We start from the raw sequence: 15376 nt of genomic DNA, 5'->3' as shown, positions 1-15376 counted from the left end.
AAATATGTTATACTAATTCTAACTTATAAAGGATTGAAATTAACACAAAGGATGGTTTTTAACTATGAAAACAATGCCATTTACTTCAAAATTAGATGAATGCCTAAAATTAGATCATACGTATATGAATTTATCGGTTTCACACCTTATCGAGAAAGCTTTAGAGAAAAAAGAAGCCATTTTAACAAATACCGGTGCCCTGGCGGCAAATACCGGAAAATATACTGGACGCTCCCCTAAAGATAAGTTTATTGTAAAAGAGCCGGAAATTGAAGGTACAATTGACTGGGGAAACAATCAGCCTATTGATGAAAGTGTTTTCGAGAAATTATATTTCAAAGTGATTGATTATCTGAAAAAAAGAGAAGAACGCTTTGTTTTCCGCGGTTTTGCAGGGGCAGACCCTGAATCGCGCCTATCATTGCAAGTTGTCAATGAATACGCTTGGCATAATTTATTTGCCCAACAGCTTTTTATCCGTCCGACAGCTGAAGAATTAAAAACTCACAGCGCTGAGTTCACGATTGTCTCGGCACCAGGCTTTAAAGCCGATCCTGAAGTTGATGGCACACACTCTGAAGCATTCATTATCATATCATTTAAAAGACGCGTTGTATTAATTGGCGGTACACAATATGCCGGAGAAATGAAAAAGTCAATATTCAGCGTTATGAATTACATTTTGCCAAATCAAGACATCCTATCTATGCATTGTTCCGCAAACGTTGGCGAAGAGGGTGACGTGGCATTATTCTTTGGTCTTTCAGGAACCGGCAAAACAACATTATCAAATGATCCAAACCGAAAGCTTATTGGTGATGACGAGCATGGCTGGTCTGCCAGCGGTGTATTTAACATTGAGGGCGGGTGTTATGCCAAAACAATTCATTTGTCTGAGGAAAAAGAACCGCAAATTTGGAATGCCATTCGTTATGGTTCTGTCTTAGAGAATGTCGTTGTTGATGAACAGTCCCGCGAACCTGATTACGATGATAATAAATATACGGAAAATACACGTGCAGCTTATGACATTCACAATGTACCGAATGTTATTTTACCAAGCCTTGCCGGCCATCCTAACACCATTATCTTCTTAACAGCTGATGCTTTTGGTGTTCTGCCGCCGATTAGCAAACTTACAAAAGAGCAAGCAATGTACCATTTCTTATCAGGTTATACGAGCAAATTAGCAGGTACAGAAAGAGGCGTTACTTCACCTGAAGCGACTTTCTCTACATGCTTCGGCTCACCATTTTTACCTTTAGAAGCAGCAAAATACGCTAGTATGCTTGGAGAAAAAATTGACGGTCATCAAGTGGACGTTTATCTCGTTAATACCGGCTGGACCGGCGGTGCATACGGTGAAGGCAAACGTATTAATCTCGCCTATACAAGAGCGATGGTTCAAGCTGCATTACACGGTGAACTAAGTAACGAAGAATCAATGCTCGACCCTATTTTCGGATTAAATATTCCGCTTCATTGCCCAGGTGTTCCTGATCATGTCCTGCAGCCAAGCAAGACTTGGCCAAGCCAAGAAGCATACGAAGAAAAGGCCCGCGAGCTTGCCAAAAAGTTCAAAGACAACTTCAAGAAATTCAAACATGTCTCTGAAGAAATTAAAGCAGCCGGACCTAGATAAATTATTGCCCCTGAATCTTCTTAGAATAACATATTATCAAAAGCCTTAGGGTACCGACCCTAAGGCTTTTTTAAAAACTTTTCACAAATGCGTTCCAGGCTGTATTGAAGTACATTATCCTTCATCATAAAGCTGTATTGATTAGAATGCTTAATATCTTTTGGTATCTCATGAATAAGTATTGGTCCATTTGTTTCAAGGTAATTATCTTTAAGTTTAATTTGCCCAATGGTTGCATAATAGACATTTTTAATAATTACCCCGCTTTTTCCGTCCACTTTATATTGACCAATATAATACAAATCTAAGACATCTGCACCGGTTTCTTCATACACTTCGCGAACGGCCGCTTGTTCAGCATTCTCCCCTTTTTCCACTTTTCCACCCGGGAATTCCCATCCTCTTCTCGGATGTTGAGTTAACAACCACTGATTATGGAAACGGCTTATGACCCAAACATGTTTTGGCGAGCTTGAAAAAGGATGATCTTTAAAGGAAAATGTAACCTGATTTTGATAAAAATCTTCAAAAGTAAATGAATCCATCATTTTTTAACTCCATCCTGTTAGTATCCCAATTTTATTTTAAGCAAGTTGCACTGTTATTGTCCAATTTTTATCCAGAAATAAAGAAAACTTGCCGATTGGCAAGCCTGAAGGGCGTAGACAGAGGTTTAGATGCACTTATACTATCGACCTTATCTTGGCAACTGCGTCGAATTTGCTTCTAAGTTGCCAAGATATACCGATAGTATAAAGAAAACTTGCCGATTGGCAAGTTTGATTAATGATGAGATTTAAATTGAACTTCAGAATTGAAATGCCTGCAGCGCTCCCATTCTTGCTCGAGTTCTGTCAAAGTTAAATGATGAAGCTCATTTCTATCATACTTGTATGTATTAGTTAATATCAAATTGTTAATTAAGCGCTTTTTCCGTGTTTCCACCGCCATGCGCAATAAATTTTTTTCCATTTATTAACCACCGCTTCAACCATATTTTTAATCATTATGGCCAATTATTAATGAATATAGACAAGTCTACTGTTAAATGGATGGTTATCTAGAATTTTTAATATAATAAGATTATGTTCAAAAGGAGACGGAAGTGTTTATGAATCTAACCAATGGATTTTTCCATCGTCCGACATTGGACCTTGCTAAAGCATTATTAGGCAAAACAATTATTCATAAAACGGATCAAGGAACAACGTCCGGAGTGATTGTTGAAACTGAAGCATATATGGGCCCTGAAGATCGTGCTGCCCATTCCTTTGGAGGAAAACGTACCAAACGGACAGAAATTATGTATGGGGAAGCGGGTTTCGCTTACATTTATCTTATTTATGGCATGCATCTCTGCCTTAATATTGTCAGCGGGCCAAAAGAAAAGCCCGAAGCTATCCTAATTCGGGCTTTAGAACCAACTGACGGGATTGACCTTATGTGCAAGAGAAGAAAAATATTAACTCAACCATTAACTTTATCAAAAAAGAAACTTTTAACAAATGGACCAGGTAAATTAACAAAAGCAATGGGTATTACAATGTCGCTGTACGGGCACCATCTCACTCAACCGCCGCTGTCATTATCTGACAGCAATTATCAACTCTGTGACAGCGAAATTGCCTCAGGGCCAAGAATTAATATTAATTACGCCCAAGAAGCGATTGATTACCCTTGGCGTTTTTGGATTAAGGATAATCCTTTTGTTTCGGTATAAAGTGAGACTCCATCAGCGGGGTGTTTTTATCCCCTGCTGACGGTTAGCCGAACAAATCGGGGTGTTGCCGTCCAGTATCTCCTGCCTAAACTTCAGCGGCTTATTTTAAGTTTGAGGCGGAAGCCTCACGGACGGTAGCGCCGGGATAAAATTACTTTTTATCTTTTGAAGGATCAAAACGAGTATTAAACCCGGCATTTCTGTTTTTGACATTATAAGGTTCAGGATTTTTATTTTGTTTGTTGGATTTTCTCCGGGCTTGTTTGCCGTGAATTTCTTCATTTAGTTCACGGTTCGTATCTTTTAGCTTTCCATTTTTATTGGCATTAAGATAAGGTTTATGGCTTAACTTTTCTTGCAAATTTGCAGATGGAATCCATGTTTTTCGAAGTTTCTCTTCATTTGTTATTTCTTTTTCTTCTNTCTTCTTTTGGCTGTTTACTGCTTAACTCTTTAATCTTCTGTTCCGCCCTGGCTGGTGTAAGGCTGTTAGATTGGGTGAATTGCTTTAACGGATTCGGGCTTTCTTTGAGGTTGGAATTTCCGGCCGGCTTCTGGTCTTTTTGATTCATGTTAGCCGGTGATGATTTTGAAGACTTTTCGCCTGTAATTTTTGTATCCTTTTTGTCCTTTAAAGCATGATTAATGTATGGTTGTTGAGGTTTTTCAGATGCTTCATTTGTCTTGCTGTTCAACGCTTTTTTGTTTATCGCCGGTCTTGATACCTTTTTTCCATCTTTTGAATGATCGCTTTTACTTAGCTCCCGTTTCTTTTGATCCGTTTCGGTATAAGACATATCCTCCGGCTTTTCGCCTATTTCCAGCTTTTTAGCCCTGTCTTTTAGATCTTGTTTATTAACAGGAGTTTGAACTGTACCGCTCTTTTTAACAGTCGGCGGTTTGAATGCTTTTTGAACAGACGATTGCTTTATATCTTTTGTTACATGATGAACATTTTGTTTTTCGAGTGTATTAATTGGCTTTGTTGGCGACGGGCTCTTCGGTGTTGGTGCCTCCTCACTTTTTGAGGCTGCTCTCTTGTCTTTTTTATTCCCATGTGTACCTAAGTTTTCCCGTTTGTCATCCGGCCGTAATGGCGCAGATTTCTTCGGTGTCGTTGACGCTTCTCTTTTCGGGGTCTCTCTCCAGTCTTTTTTATTCTCATGAATACCAAGGTTTTCCGGTTTGTCATCCGGCCATAATGGCGCAGGTTTCTTTGGTGTCGGTACTGCTTCTCTTTTCGGGGCTTCTCTCCTGTCCTTTTTATTCTCATGTGTACCTAAGTTTTCCGGTTTGTCATCCAGCCATAATGGCGCAGGTTTCTTCGGTGTTGGTGCCGCTTCTCTTTTCGGGGCTTCTCTCCTGTCCTTTTTATTCTCATGAATACCAAGGTTTTCCGGTTTGTCATCCGGCCATAATGGCGCAGGTTTCTTTGGCGATGGTACCGCTTTTCTTTTCGGGGTTTCTCTCCTGTCTTTTTTATTCTCATGTGTACCTAAGTTTTCCGGTTTGTCATCCGGCCATAATGGCGCAGGTTTCTTTGGTGTCGGTACCGCTTCTCTTTTCAGGGCGTCTCTTTTGTCTTTTTTATTCTCATTAGGACTTACGTTTTCTGTCTTATCGTTTGGAGATAATGTGGGCGGGTTCTTTGGTGTTAACGCCGTTTTTCTTTCTGGCGCTTCTTTCTCATCTTCTATATCATAATGAATTCTGAAATCTTCCAGATTATCATTTGTCCTTACTGGCGGCGGGTTCTCAGGTGTTTTAGGTGTTTTAGCTGCTTTAGTTTTTGGTTCCTCTTTATTGCCGCCTACATCGTAATGAATTCTAAAGTCTTCTAATTTTCTGGTTGCCTTTTGTTTTGATGGAGATTCCGTCTGTTTTACAGTATTTTTCTTATCTTGTGTTCTCAATTGATTTGAGGATTTTTGATCATTGTCATGATGTTTTTTCGAAGATTGGTCATTCTGTTTTTGCGGTGATTCTTCTTTCTTTTTAAAATTAATACTTGGCGAATGATCTTGCCTGTCTGATCCCCCGGATGGTAATCCTTTCTTTTTTTGATCCTTTTTCTTTCCCGTTTGATCAACTTTCACACCAAAATTATTACCTAAATTTAAGGCGCCGCTGACTTCTTTTACGTCTAAAGCATCAAAAGAGAATGTAAGACTTTCAAGCTTTGGATCATGGACATGTAAATTTTCAACCGTTACTTCATAAGTAAAAGCTTTACTGCCCAGCTTGGTTAATAAGTTTTCAACCTTTTCTAATTTCTTATCTAATTCAGTTCTCTTGTCCGAATCGATTTTTTTTATAGCATCAATTGTTCTTTCTAATTCCTTGTTCTTGCCTGACTCCATTTTTTTTATCGTTTCAAGCGTTCTTTCTAATTCCTTTTTCTTGTCTGACTCTATTTTCTTTATCGTATTAAGCGTTCTTTCTAATTCCGGATTTTTATTCGTTTGATTTCTGGTTTGCGGCTGGGATGAATGCCTATTGTCCAAAACCACATGATGATTGGTCTCATGTTTCTTTTCCATTAACAAATTTCTTATTGCTTCAATCTTTCTCTCTAGTTCTAAAAGCTTATGATCATTGTTTTTTCTTCTCCAAAACATAAGCAATCCCTTCATTTCAGACTTTTTTTAGAAAAGAATACCGCATTTAATTAGAGATTTAACTAGAGAAATCTGAATCCTTGTATAGTTGATTACCCTTTCTAAGTTTTAATGAAATATAAACGCAAACAATAATAACGAATAGGATAACGCCAACCAATTCAAAATTAATTTCTAAAGAAGGTTTGAAATAAGTCACGGCTTCGTAAAGTGAAACCCCATATGCAAGAACAACAATGACCCATCCCATTATTTTAGATGCTGTTTGCCCCATTTTTCCAGATTGACTGATCATACGAAAGGTAATCAAGGAATCTGCTGTATCAGTTAACATCATACCAACCATGAAGGTAACGCCCAAAATAATCGGCATGTAGCTTGCAAAATGAGTGGAAGCTAATGCCCAAACAGCTGTTTGGCTCACCGTATCTGCAGCTGCCGCAAAAACGATACCGGTTAAAATGATAAATAAAGGATTAGTCGTTTCCCTAAATATTTTTGGAACCATTTTTCCTTTAATGCCTGTTGGCTCGTATTCTTTGGTTTTAGTATGTAGGAGATTATAAATGTTAAGAGTTCCGATAAGAAATAAAGATAAAACAGAAATCCAGGTTCCAATCGTATCAAAATAACTTGGGTACTTGAAAGTTTGACTGACCATTCCAAGAATGACAGCTATAGAAGCGACAATTAGTCCATGGCCAAATGAAAAAAATGTTCCCACCCAGCGGGCAAAGGGACTGTTTTTCCGCCAATTATGCCGGGCGACACCGTCAATATAAGCAAGGTGGTCAGCATCCAGCCCATGACGAATTCCAAGAATAAAAACTAAGAGAATTAGAGATAATGTTTCCACTTTTTCCCCCCTCAAAATTTCCTTTTTTCTAATCTATGTCTTATCCCAAATAATAATTAATTTTTCATTAAATAAGGATAAGTCCTTTTAAAATTTTATGTTAATCGTAATAGTATTAAAGGAAAAGTTTATAATATAGGTTTAAAAAAAAAAATAGATGGGTAATATAATAACAACCCTAACCCCAACACACTTTCATCTATGTCCTGCCATTTTTACGGCGGGACATCTTTTTTTTATATACATATTGATTTTTAAATGTTATTCAAAATAATCGAGATCGTCCTCGGTAAACTGTTCGTGTTGATTATTTTGTTCACTTTGTTCATTTTGAGCTTCCTCTTGATCATCTTGAGCTTCCCCTTTGGCATCTTGATTGTCTTGAGTATTCTGTTCATCTTCTTCATCATCGCCTATATCAACATGCTCTGTACCGCCGACAGCTTCTTGCAGCCACTCCGGAAGCTGGCCCATTTCAGATTGATTTAGCATATCAACAAAATCCGGATCATTAAGTAAAGCACGTATTCCTTCGATACTGTTATTATCGCCTGTAATACTGCCAAAACCTTGATTTTGCTTTTTATTGCTCTCGAAATGAGTCGGGAAGTTATTTCCCATGTTCAAGACCGAAGCATCGCTGATTGATCCAACCCGTATTTGCCCGATAAAGAATGAGGGAGAAAGCATGCCCACGATTATTTAACCTCCCAACTCAATGAATTTATCCGCACCTTTGTTTGCTTAAGGAATAAATTAATATAGAAATGGCTTATTCTTTATGAACATCTTGGTTGTCTTGGTCATTAACAATATTCATATGATTTTCAGATTTATTGTTTAAACCAGAAACATTTCCAAAGCCATGATTTACTTTACCGATTGAAGACCAGCTGTCCTGGAAATTTTCGCCCGAAAAAACACCTGAGGATTTTGACACTTGCTCGATCTTAAGGTCATCAAATTTAAATTTCATTGATAGCTCCTTTAAAAAAGTTTTTATTATATGTCTATTAGTTTTTTTAAAATTTATTTCAAAAAATGAAGGAGGGAAAAAAGATGTTTCCTTTTTCAAATCCAAATGATGTTCAGTCTTATGTTGATAATATGAAACAACCGTTCATGCAAGGCTTTCCTTTTAACGGAACTGATATTCAAAAAATGGTTAATGATTCCATACAACAGGCTTTCCCAGACTTCTTAAAAGACCCGGAAAATCAGCAGAATCAGCAAAATCAACAAAACCAATCAAATCAACAGATGAATCGTTCATCTCAAGCAGCCGGAAATCAATCTTCATCTAATTATCAAGTATTTGAAACCCACGATTTTGTTATTGCCAGAATACCAGTTGATCAGACAGATGAGCGGGCTCATCCAAGAATTTATATGGACACTTATCATTTGTATGTGAAAGGTTTGCCCAATGATCCGAATGGTTTAAAAATTCCTCTTCCTTCTCCCGTCCGCCCTAAATTTGCAAAAGCGGAATACAAAAGCAACATTCTGGAGATCCGCATGCTTAAAAAAGGGCCTGAGCCATTAACAGAAATAAATATGGATGAAACTTAAGGTTTATATAATGTGAGGTAGTTAATGGGTTTAACCAGGAGGTTAACCCATTAATACCGTGTTCTAATTGCGGCGCGGCGATTAATCCCTGTACCCAAGAATATAAAATCACTCACTCATACTTTCACAGTCCCGCTTTGCACTGCGTCGATTACTAACATGGCTGTCTTAACTTATTAAAAGTTTTTGGACAACCTGTCATTGAAATTGGACTTTTTTAAGCAAAAAAAGACTAGCCATGTGATGTCTTGGAATAACAACACACGACCAGCCAATTTTTAAAACATTTATCATATTGCTTTTTTCTTATAATATATCAACTTTAATTTCTGAGAACATAGGGTTCTTTTTCGGAACTTTAATTTCCAAAAAGCGATCTTTTATAATAGCATTGCTGCCCTGTGCAAAGCCGTTAGATGGAAGATCAACATATAGATCTCTGTTCATTTCTATACCCTGAATAAAGATTTTGTTTGTATCAAAAAAAACTTTAATGTCCTCTGGATTCGTTTGTTCTGGAATTGGTATTCGGGCAATAATCAAATTGTGTGTTTCAAAAATGTCTGGTTCATAATGTTTTTCACCAGATCCCCTGTTCATATTTGAATCAAAATTAGTGTTAAATTGTGATTTTGTCTGCTCTAAAATATTGTTAGTCAAATCATTAATCCACGACAAATCGAATCCATTATTTGCACCGTTTCCCGGCCCTCCAAAGCCTTTTTGATGTTTCGAGAACTCTTTTTGAAATAGATCCCAAGGGTTAAAATTATTCATTTTTCCCCCCTCTTTACCGCTTTTTTTTATAAACTAAATGCCTAATGCTTTCTTTAACCTATAGTATGTTATAGATCAATATAGGTGCCTATTTAAAAGGATTTCCCTAAATTCAAATCATCCATGGACTGTTATTTTTGATATAATAGATGAAATGATTTTAAATTCACGTGCTTAAAAAGGTGTGGACATAGATGAATATTCACTCATTATCGGCAACAGAACTCATAAATATGTACAAAACTCAAGTACTCTCTCCCGTTGAAGCAGTTGATGCACTTTATAAACGCATCGAACAACTTAATCCGGAGCTTAACGCCTTTGTGACACTAAACCGGGCAGAAGCTATCGTCCAAGCAAAAAAGGCGGAAAATACTTACTATTATAATCATCCATTACGCCCATTAGAAGGTGTTCCCGTTGCAATCAAGGATTTAACGAATACAAAAGGGCTTAGAACCACCTATGGGTGTGCCGTCTACCACGATCATGTTCCAGACCGGGATGCAACTATTGTAAAACGTCTCAAGAATGCCGGTGCCATTATTATGGGTAAAACCAACACACCGGAGTTTGGCTGCAAAGCAACAACAAATAATCCCTTATTTGGCCCGACACGCAACCCCTTTAATATGGAGAAAGCAACCGGAGGATCCAGCGGCGGATCAGCCGCTGCCGTTGCAGCCGGCTTTGTTCCTTTGGCGGAGGGAAGTGACGGCGGCGGATCTATTCGTATCCCTGCCTCCTTATGCGGAGTATTTGGTTTTAAGCCAAGCTTTGGTGTTGTTCCTTATGATAACCATCTTGATGGGATTTACGGCAATCATGAACCTTTTGTTCATTACGGGACCTTAAGCCGTACGATTGATGATGCTGCGCTTATGTTTGATGTTATTAAAGGCGCATCGGACACGGATCCTTTTTCATTACCTGCGTCCAAGGAATCAGCATTTGAAGCATTATTTAATTGCTATAAGTCATTTAAAATTGGCTGGACTTTAGATTTTGGCATGTACGAAATAGATTCTGATGTCAGAGAAGTATTTTTAAATAAAATTGCCGAGTTGGAATCTGAGGGGCTCAAAATAGAACCTGTTCAAATTAATTTACAAAAGAACTTACCGGATTTTATTGATTACTTTGAACAGCTTTGGACAGTCGGCTTAGCTGCCGGCTGCGGGGATTTAGCGGACAAGCACAAGGATAAAATATCTTCAGGCCTTCTTAAAATGATTGAAAGAGGCAGAAAATTATCGGCCGTAGAATTTAAATCTCTTGAAAGCTACCGGGCTCTGGTATGGCATGCTATGCAAAGAATATTTAAAGATTATGATATTTTATTGTCGCCGACACTTGCCGTTACGGCCTTTGATTATCAATTAGAAGGTCCCGAGATGATTAATGGAAAACAAATCAAACCTGATTCTGATTGGGTAATGACCCAAATCTATAATTTAACGGGTCACCCTGCCATCTCCATTCCAATCGGTTTTAATAACGAAAATTTACCAATTGGCATGCAAGCAGCCGGACGACGCCTTGGTGATATAGAACTTTTACAATTTGCAAAATGGATGGAAATCATTTCTCCAAAGAGTTTAGAAATAATTGAATCTTGATGATGAAAAAACGCGGGGCATTGGCCTCGCGTTTTTTATCCCGGTGCAACCGTCCGTAAGACTCCCGCCTCAAAAATTGAGTTTAAGCGCTGAAGTTTAGGCTGATGGAAGTTTCACTTTATAAGACAGTATTTTTCAATCTTCCAATACCTTCGATGCTAACTTCAATATTATCTTCTGATTTAAGCTGTCCGACTCCAGCCGGCGTTCCGGTAAGAATGATATCCCCTGGATAGAGCGTCATGACTTCTGTAACAGTTTCGATAATCTTGTGGACAGAATGAATCATATCTTCTGTATTGCCATTCTGTTTTAATTCTCCGTTCTGTTTAAGGGATATTGATAACTGTTTCGGCTGGACGCTTGTACTGATCCAAGGACCGACTGGCTTATAAGTCTTAAATGATTTCGCTCTTGTAAATTGGCTGTCTTTCTTTTGTAAATCCCGATCCGAAACGTCATTTGCACAAGTATAGCCAAAAATATAATCAGACGCCTCTTCCTGCTTTACTCGATAAGCTTCTTTCCCAATGACAATCGCAAGTTCGGCTTCGTATTCAATACGATGGTGATCACGGGCAAGTTCGATTTTTTCTTCAGGCCCGATAACAGCACTTGGAGATACCATAAACATCATTGGTTCTTCCGGAAGTGTTTTGTTTTGCTCTTTGGCATGATCGCTGTAGTTCAATCCTATAGCAACGACTTGCTTAGGTTCGACAGGTGCCAGCAGTTTGACCTCATTAAGGTTATGGACTTGATCTGTCGGAACATGAGACTCATCCTCAAAAAAAGATCCTGCCAGTTCAATAACGCGGCTGTCATCAACCCTTCCGTATTTAACCTGACCATTATGTAAAAATCTGCAATAATTCATAATCGAATCTCCTTTCTCTATACACATGAACAGTTCTATCTTATCATAATATTAGAATAATTCTACCTAAAGGGAATGATTGATATGAAAGAACCGGTTGGAAAATGCATCGACTGTGATAAAACAGTTTATTGTGCAGGAGGGTTTTTACAAGGGATTGTTTTGGAGAACCACCGTATTCGTTGTTTTGAATGTCAAAATAAAAAAGAACAAGAAATTTCATATTCAAAAAGCAGTGCAAAGGACACTTCCCTGTAAAACGGGCAAGTGTCCTTTTACTTATCCTTAAAACCTGCTTATCTCCGGTATCCACATTATCCACACGTTCACAGGGTCAGACCCTATGTTCATCGAAATCAATTTTACATTCTTCTAACGGTATGACTTTTGTTTTCTTTATAAACTTATAACCAAACCACAATACCAGGAATAATGGGATGCCCAGATAAGCGGCGATAACACTTCCCCAATTAATATGATTTCCAAGAAATGCTTGGTAGTCTTGAGCTAATAAAACGACTAAGCAAAGGATGAAAGCAAAAATAGGACCGAAAGGAAATAATTTGGCGCGATAAGGGAGATCGTTTAATGAATAACCTTGAGCAATGAATGCTTTTCGAAAACGATAGTGACTGGCAGCTATGCCAAGCCAAAAAATAAACCCTGTGACACCAACTGAATTCATTAACCAAACATAAACGATTCCATCGCCAAAAATGGAAGATAAAAAAGCAAGAATTCCGACCAATGCAGTGACAACTAATGCCCAAACGGGAATCCCCCGCTTGTTAAGCTTCGTGAAAAAGCGCGGAGCAAGTCCATCCTTTGCCATTGCATACAGCATCCGGCTAGTTACATAAAGACTTGAGTTGCCTGCGGATAATACAGCCGTTAGAATAATCGCATTCATAACGGAAGCCGCAAAGGCAAGTCCAGCTTTCTTAAAAACAAGCGTAAACGGGCTGACCATTACCGTTTCGCCCTCCAGACTGCCGTTCGTATAAGGAACAATCAATCCGATAATAAAAATTGCGAGACAATAAAACAGTAAAATACGCCAGAAGATGCTGCGCACGGAACGCGGTACATTTTTTGCAGGATTTTCACTTTCACCTGCAGCGACGCCAACAATTTCTGTGCCTTGAAAAGAAAAACCGGCTGCAATAAAAATACCTAAAGTTCCCATAATACCGCCTGCAAACGGGGCATGACCAACTGTAAAATTTGTAAATCCTATCGGCTTTCCTCCCATAATTCCAATTATCATTAATATACCGACAATGATAAAAATGATAATGGTTGCCACTTTAATCAGCGAAAACCAATATTCCCCTTCACCGTACCCTTTGACAGATAAATAATTTAACAGGAAAAGCAGGATCAAGAATAAAGGACTCCAAAGTAAAGTAGAACTATGAGGAAACCAAAATTTCATAACCATTGTTGAAGCGGACAGTTCGGCAGCCAGTGTCATCGCCCAAGTCAGCCAATAGTTCCAACCGAGTGCAAACCCAAGGGCTGGATCAATAAAGCGGCTTGCATACGTACTGAAAGCACCGCTTACCGGCATAAACGAAGCCAGTTCACCAAGGCTTGTCATGATAAAGTAAACCATAATGCCAATAACGATGTAAGCAACTAAAGCGCCGCCCGGACCAGCCGTGTGAATAGCCGGGCCGCTTCCAAGAAAAAGACCGGTTCCTATCGCTCCTCCTAAAGAAATCATTGTTAAATGCCGGGCCTTTAATTTTCTTTGTAAAGTATTTGATGACTGATTTTGTTTGGTTTCCGGAATTTGTTCTAACTGTTGATTTGGCAAATAGATTCCCCTCCTAATAATAATTAATAGTACAATGCAGTTTAAATTGTTCTTTCATAATAGTTGATGTAAGGGCTCTCATTTTTTGGGTTTTAAAACTCTAAAGATTCTGTTATATAAGATGATAAATCCGTATCATGATTCATCAATAGTATGATACGGATTTATCTAATGTGTCTTCTAAAACACCCTTTTTTTATTTATGTCATCCTTATAGTTTCAAACTTTCTAAAAATAATTGCTTCCATTCATTTGTTAATAACCAGCCGGCAAGTTTTTCAATATCTTTTGAAAATACACGATCATGTTCAACGGCAGGTACCTGTTCTCTTCCTTTTAAATAAACGGCTTTGGTCCGCTCTGCCATCTTGTCTTTATCCCTAAATTCCAAGGCTTGCATTGCACAGAATAATTCTATTGCTAAAACCCTTCTTACATTTTGTATGATTTGATAGGCATGACGGGAGCCAATCGTCCCCATACTGACATGATCCTCCTGGTTCGCTGATGACGGAATTGAATCAACGCTTGCCGGATGGGCTAATGTTTTATTTTCAGACACGAGTGAAGCGGCTGCATATTGTAAAATCATCGCTCCTGATTCGAGACCCGAATTTTTGCTTAAAAACGGCGGCAGATCATTAAGCTGCGGATTAACGAGACGCTCGATACGACGTTCGGAAATATTGGCGACCTCTGCCATAGCAATACCTAAGAAATCCATCGCTAAAGCTATCGGCTGTCCATGAAAATTCCCGCCTGATATAACTTTGTCGCCATCATCAAATATTAACGGATTATCTGTGGCCGCGTTCATTTCAATTTGCAGTTTTTCAATCACATAATTTAGTGCTTGCCATGTTGCTCCGTGAACCTGCGGGATGCAGCGAAGCGAATAAGCGTCCTGAACCCTTAATTCACCCTGCTCAGTTACAAGGCTGCTGCCGGATAAATATTCCCGAAGTCTAGCAGCAACATCAATTTGCTCCTGGTATCCTCTTGCCTTATGAACAGATTCATCAAAGGCCGTAACAATGCCGTTAAGCGCTTCGATAGTTAAAGCGGAAATAGCTTCAGATTGTTTTGCCAATTGGATAGCTTCCATAACAGCGACAACTCCTTGCGCTGTCATCGCTTGAGTACCATTGATAAGTGCTAATCCTTCTTTGGCTGTTAATGTTAACGGGAAAATCCCCAATCGTTGATAGACTTTTTCCGTTGGCTGCCGCTCACCTTTATAGAACACTTCACCTTCACCGACCAATACCAAAGCTAAATGTGAAAGCGGGGCTAAATCACCGCTCGCTCCCAATGAGCCCTGCTGAGGTATAACCGGGTGGATGTTGCTATTAACTAATTCTATTAATCTTTCAATTAAAACTGGACGAACACCTGAAAAGCCTTTTAATAAAGCGTTAGCCCTTAGAAGCATCATTGCCCGGCTGACTTTTTCAGGAAAAGGATCGCCAACACCGCAGGCATGGCTTCTGATTAAATTGATTTGCAGATCTTCAACATCTTCAGAAGGAATATATACATCGCTTAGTTTGCCAAATCCTGTCGTAATCCCATAAATAACTCTTCCTTCATTAACGATTTTCTCAACAGCTTCCCGGCTTTTGACGACTCGCGCCATACTTTCTTCCGACGCCTTAATCATCTCTCCATCATTCAATACTTTTTCTACTTGATCAAATGTTAAATGTTCTCCATCTAAAATAACCACTGCGGTCACCGCTTTCTTATAAAGGTTCTACGTCAAATGTTGGGGTAGGAGTAATAGCTCCTACTCCTTAACCTAACTGATATGCCATTGATTTATATTGATGATGTAATAAAACACGTAATCGTAAACGATCATAACGCTTAAAACCAA

General features: G+C 38.7%; 15 protein-coding genes. 5 read left to right on the top strand and 10 right to left on the bottom strand.

From position 1 onward, the window contains the following. Window positions 1-73 precede the first annotated feature (73 nt). Window positions 74-1642, top strand: a complete 1569-nt coding sequence (gene pckA / locus ACFQRG_RS11345) for a phosphoenolpyruvate carboxykinase (ATP) (protein ID WP_380966335.1) — start codon at window positions 74-76, stop codon at window positions 1640-1642. 59 nt (window positions 1643-1701) lie between these two features. Here pckA and ytkD read toward each other — a convergent pair whose 3' ends face one another. Together ytkD and ACFQRG_RS11335 are read right to left on the bottom strand one after the other, a co-directional pair. Beyond that, on the bottom strand, window positions 1702-2187 hold the full coding sequence (gene ytkD, locus ACFQRG_RS11340; protein ID WP_380966334.1) for an RNA deprotection pyrophosphohydrolase: 486 nt from the start codon (window positions 2185-2187) through the stop codon (window positions 1702-1704). Window positions 2188-2425: 238 nt separating this feature from the next. Then, a complete protein-coding gene (locus ACFQRG_RS11335) occupies window positions 2426-2614 on the bottom strand; it encodes a Fur-regulated basic protein FbpA (RefSeq protein ID WP_380966062.1) in 189 nt (62 codons plus the stop codon). Between the two features lie 139 nt (window positions 2615-2753). On the opposite strand from ACFQRG_RS11335, the gene ACFQRG_RS11330 reads away from it, so the two are divergent. Next, entirely contained in the window at window positions 2754-3362 is a 609-nt protein-coding gene (locus tag ACFQRG_RS11330) for a DNA-3-methyladenine glycosylase (RefSeq protein WP_380966061.1), read from the top strand. 151 nt (window positions 3363-3513) lie between these two features. Here the strand turns inward: ACFQRG_RS11330 and ACFQRG_RS11325 are convergent, their stop codons facing one another. The 4 genes from ACFQRG_RS11325 to ACFQRG_RS11310 form a co-directional block, all read right to left on the bottom strand. Continuing rightward, entirely contained in the window at window positions 3514-3723 is a 210-nt protein-coding gene (locus ACFQRG_RS11325) for a hypothetical protein (RefSeq protein WP_380966060.1), read from the bottom strand. 2315 nt (window positions 3724-6038) lie between these two features. Then, window positions 6039-6836: a HoxN/HupN/NixA family nickel/cobalt transporter gene (locus ACFQRG_RS11320; protein ID WP_380966059.1), complete on the bottom strand. Its 798-nt coding sequence runs from the start codon at window positions 6834-6836 to the stop codon at window positions 6039-6041. A 261-nt stretch (window positions 6837-7097) separates the two neighbouring features. Then, window positions 7098-7526 (bottom strand): spore germination protein, encoded by a 429-nt coding sequence (locus ACFQRG_RS11315; RefSeq protein ID WP_380966331.1) that lies wholly within the window; start codon window positions 7524-7526, stop codon window positions 7098-7100. Window positions 7527-7608: 82 nt separating this feature from the next. Beyond that, window positions 7609-7812, bottom strand: a complete 204-nt coding sequence (locus tag ACFQRG_RS11310; RefSeq protein ID WP_380966058.1) for a hypothetical protein — start codon at window positions 7810-7812, stop codon at window positions 7609-7611. An 83-nt stretch (window positions 7813-7895) separates the two neighbouring features. Between ACFQRG_RS11310 and ACFQRG_RS11305 the strand changes: the two genes are divergently transcribed. Further along, entirely contained in the window at window positions 7896-8408 is a 513-nt protein-coding gene (locus tag ACFQRG_RS11305) for a hypothetical protein (RefSeq protein WP_380966057.1), read from the top strand. A gap of 306 nt (window positions 8409-8714) precedes the next feature. Here the strand turns inward: ACFQRG_RS11305 and ACFQRG_RS11300 are convergent, their stop codons facing one another. Continuing rightward, window positions 8715-9185 (bottom strand): Hsp20/alpha crystallin family protein, encoded by a 471-nt coding sequence (locus ACFQRG_RS11300; RefSeq protein WP_380966056.1) that lies wholly within the window; start codon window positions 9183-9185, stop codon window positions 8715-8717. A gap of 194 nt (window positions 9186-9379) precedes the next feature. Between ACFQRG_RS11300 and ACFQRG_RS11295 the strand changes: the two genes are divergently transcribed. Continuing rightward, complete coding sequence (locus ACFQRG_RS11295; RefSeq protein WP_380966055.1) at window positions 9380-10804, top strand: amidase; 1425 nt, start codon at window positions 9380-9382, stop codon at window positions 10802-10804. 118 nt (window positions 10805-10922) lie between these two features. Here ACFQRG_RS11295 and ACFQRG_RS11290 read toward each other — a convergent pair whose 3' ends face one another. After that, on the bottom strand, window positions 10923-11681 hold the full coding sequence (locus ACFQRG_RS11290; RefSeq protein WP_380966053.1) for a fumarylacetoacetate hydrolase family protein: 759 nt from the start codon (window positions 11679-11681) through the stop codon (window positions 10923-10925). An 84-nt stretch (window positions 11682-11765) separates the two neighbouring features. Between ACFQRG_RS11290 and ACFQRG_RS11285 the strand changes: the two genes are divergently transcribed. Beyond that, window positions 11766-11939, top strand: coding sequence for a hypothetical protein (locus tag ACFQRG_RS11285; RefSeq protein ID WP_380966051.1), 174 nt, complete (start codon window positions 11766-11768; stop codon window positions 11937-11939). Window positions 11940-12015: 76 nt separating this feature from the next. Here ACFQRG_RS11285 and ACFQRG_RS11280 read toward each other — a convergent pair whose 3' ends face one another. Together ACFQRG_RS11280 and hutH are read right to left on the bottom strand one after the other, a co-directional pair. After that, window positions 12016-13407 (bottom strand): amino acid permease, encoded by a 1392-nt coding sequence (locus ACFQRG_RS11280; protein ID WP_380966329.1) that lies wholly within the window; start codon window positions 13405-13407, stop codon window positions 12016-12018. Between the two features lie 304 nt (window positions 13408-13711). Next, window positions 13712-15226 carry a histidine ammonia-lyase gene (gene hutH, locus ACFQRG_RS11275; protein WP_380966050.1) on the bottom strand — a complete coding sequence of 505 codons (1515 nt, stop codon included), beginning with the start codon at window positions 15224-15226 and terminating at the stop codon, window positions 13712-13714. Window positions 15227-15376 lie beyond the last annotated feature (150 nt).

The sequence above is a fragment of the Scopulibacillus cellulosilyticus genome, from assembly GCF_042665295.1.
Taxonomy (GTDB): Bacteria; Bacillota; Bacilli; order Bacillales; family Sporolactobacillaceae; genus Scopulibacillus_A; species Scopulibacillus_A cellulosilyticus.
The sequence above is the reverse complement of the archived record's forward strand: the minus strand, read 5'-3'. Positions and strand labels throughout refer to the sequence as shown.

What these genes read in the sequence shown, in the direction of transcription:
- ACFQRG_RS11305 (WP_380966057.1), top strand. Translation starts at nt 7,896, where the DNA reads ATGTTTCCTTTTTCAAATCCAAATGATGTTCAGTCTTATGTTGATAAT.
- ACFQRG_RS11300 (WP_380966056.1), bottom strand. Translation starts at nt 9,185, where the DNA reads ATGAATAATTTTAACCCTTGGGATCTATTTCAAAAAGAGTTCTCGAAA.
- ACFQRG_RS11310 (WP_380966058.1), bottom strand. Translation starts at nt 7,812, where the DNA reads ATGAAATTTAAATTTGATGACCTTAAGATCGAGCAAGTGTCAAAATCC.
- ACFQRG_RS11280 (WP_380966329.1), bottom strand. Translation starts at nt 13,407, where the DNA reads ATGATTTCTTTAGGAGGAGCGATAGGAACCGGTCTTTTTCTTGGAAGC.
- ACFQRG_RS11285 (WP_380966051.1), top strand. Translation starts at nt 11,766, where the DNA reads ATGAAAGAACCGGTTGGAAAATGCATCGACTGTGATAAAACAGTTTAT.
- ACFQRG_RS11330 (WP_380966061.1), top strand. Translation starts at nt 2,754, where the DNA reads ATGAATCTAACCAATGGATTTTTCCATCGTCCGACATTGGACCTTGCT.
- pckA (WP_380966335.1), top strand. Translation starts at nt 74, where the DNA reads ATGCCATTTACTTCAAAATTAGATGAATGCCTAAAATTAGATCATACG.
- ACFQRG_RS11315 (WP_380966331.1), bottom strand. Translation starts at nt 7,526, where the DNA reads ATGCTTTCTCCCTCATTCTTTATCGGGCAAATACGGGTTGGATCAATC.
- ytkD (WP_380966334.1), bottom strand. Translation starts at nt 2,187, where the DNA reads ATGGATTCATTTACTTTTGAAGATTTTTATCAAAATCAGGTTACATTT.
- ACFQRG_RS11290 (WP_380966053.1), bottom strand. Translation starts at nt 11,681, where the DNA reads ATGAATTATTGCAGATTTTTACATAATGGTCAGGTTAAATACGGAAGG.
- ACFQRG_RS11295 (WP_380966055.1), top strand. Translation starts at nt 9,380, where the DNA reads ATGAATATTCACTCATTATCGGCAACAGAACTCATAAATATGTACAAA.
- ACFQRG_RS11335 (WP_380966062.1), bottom strand. Translation starts at nt 2,614, where the DNA reads ATGGAAAAAAATTTATTGCGCATGGCGGTGGAAACACGGAAAAAGCGC.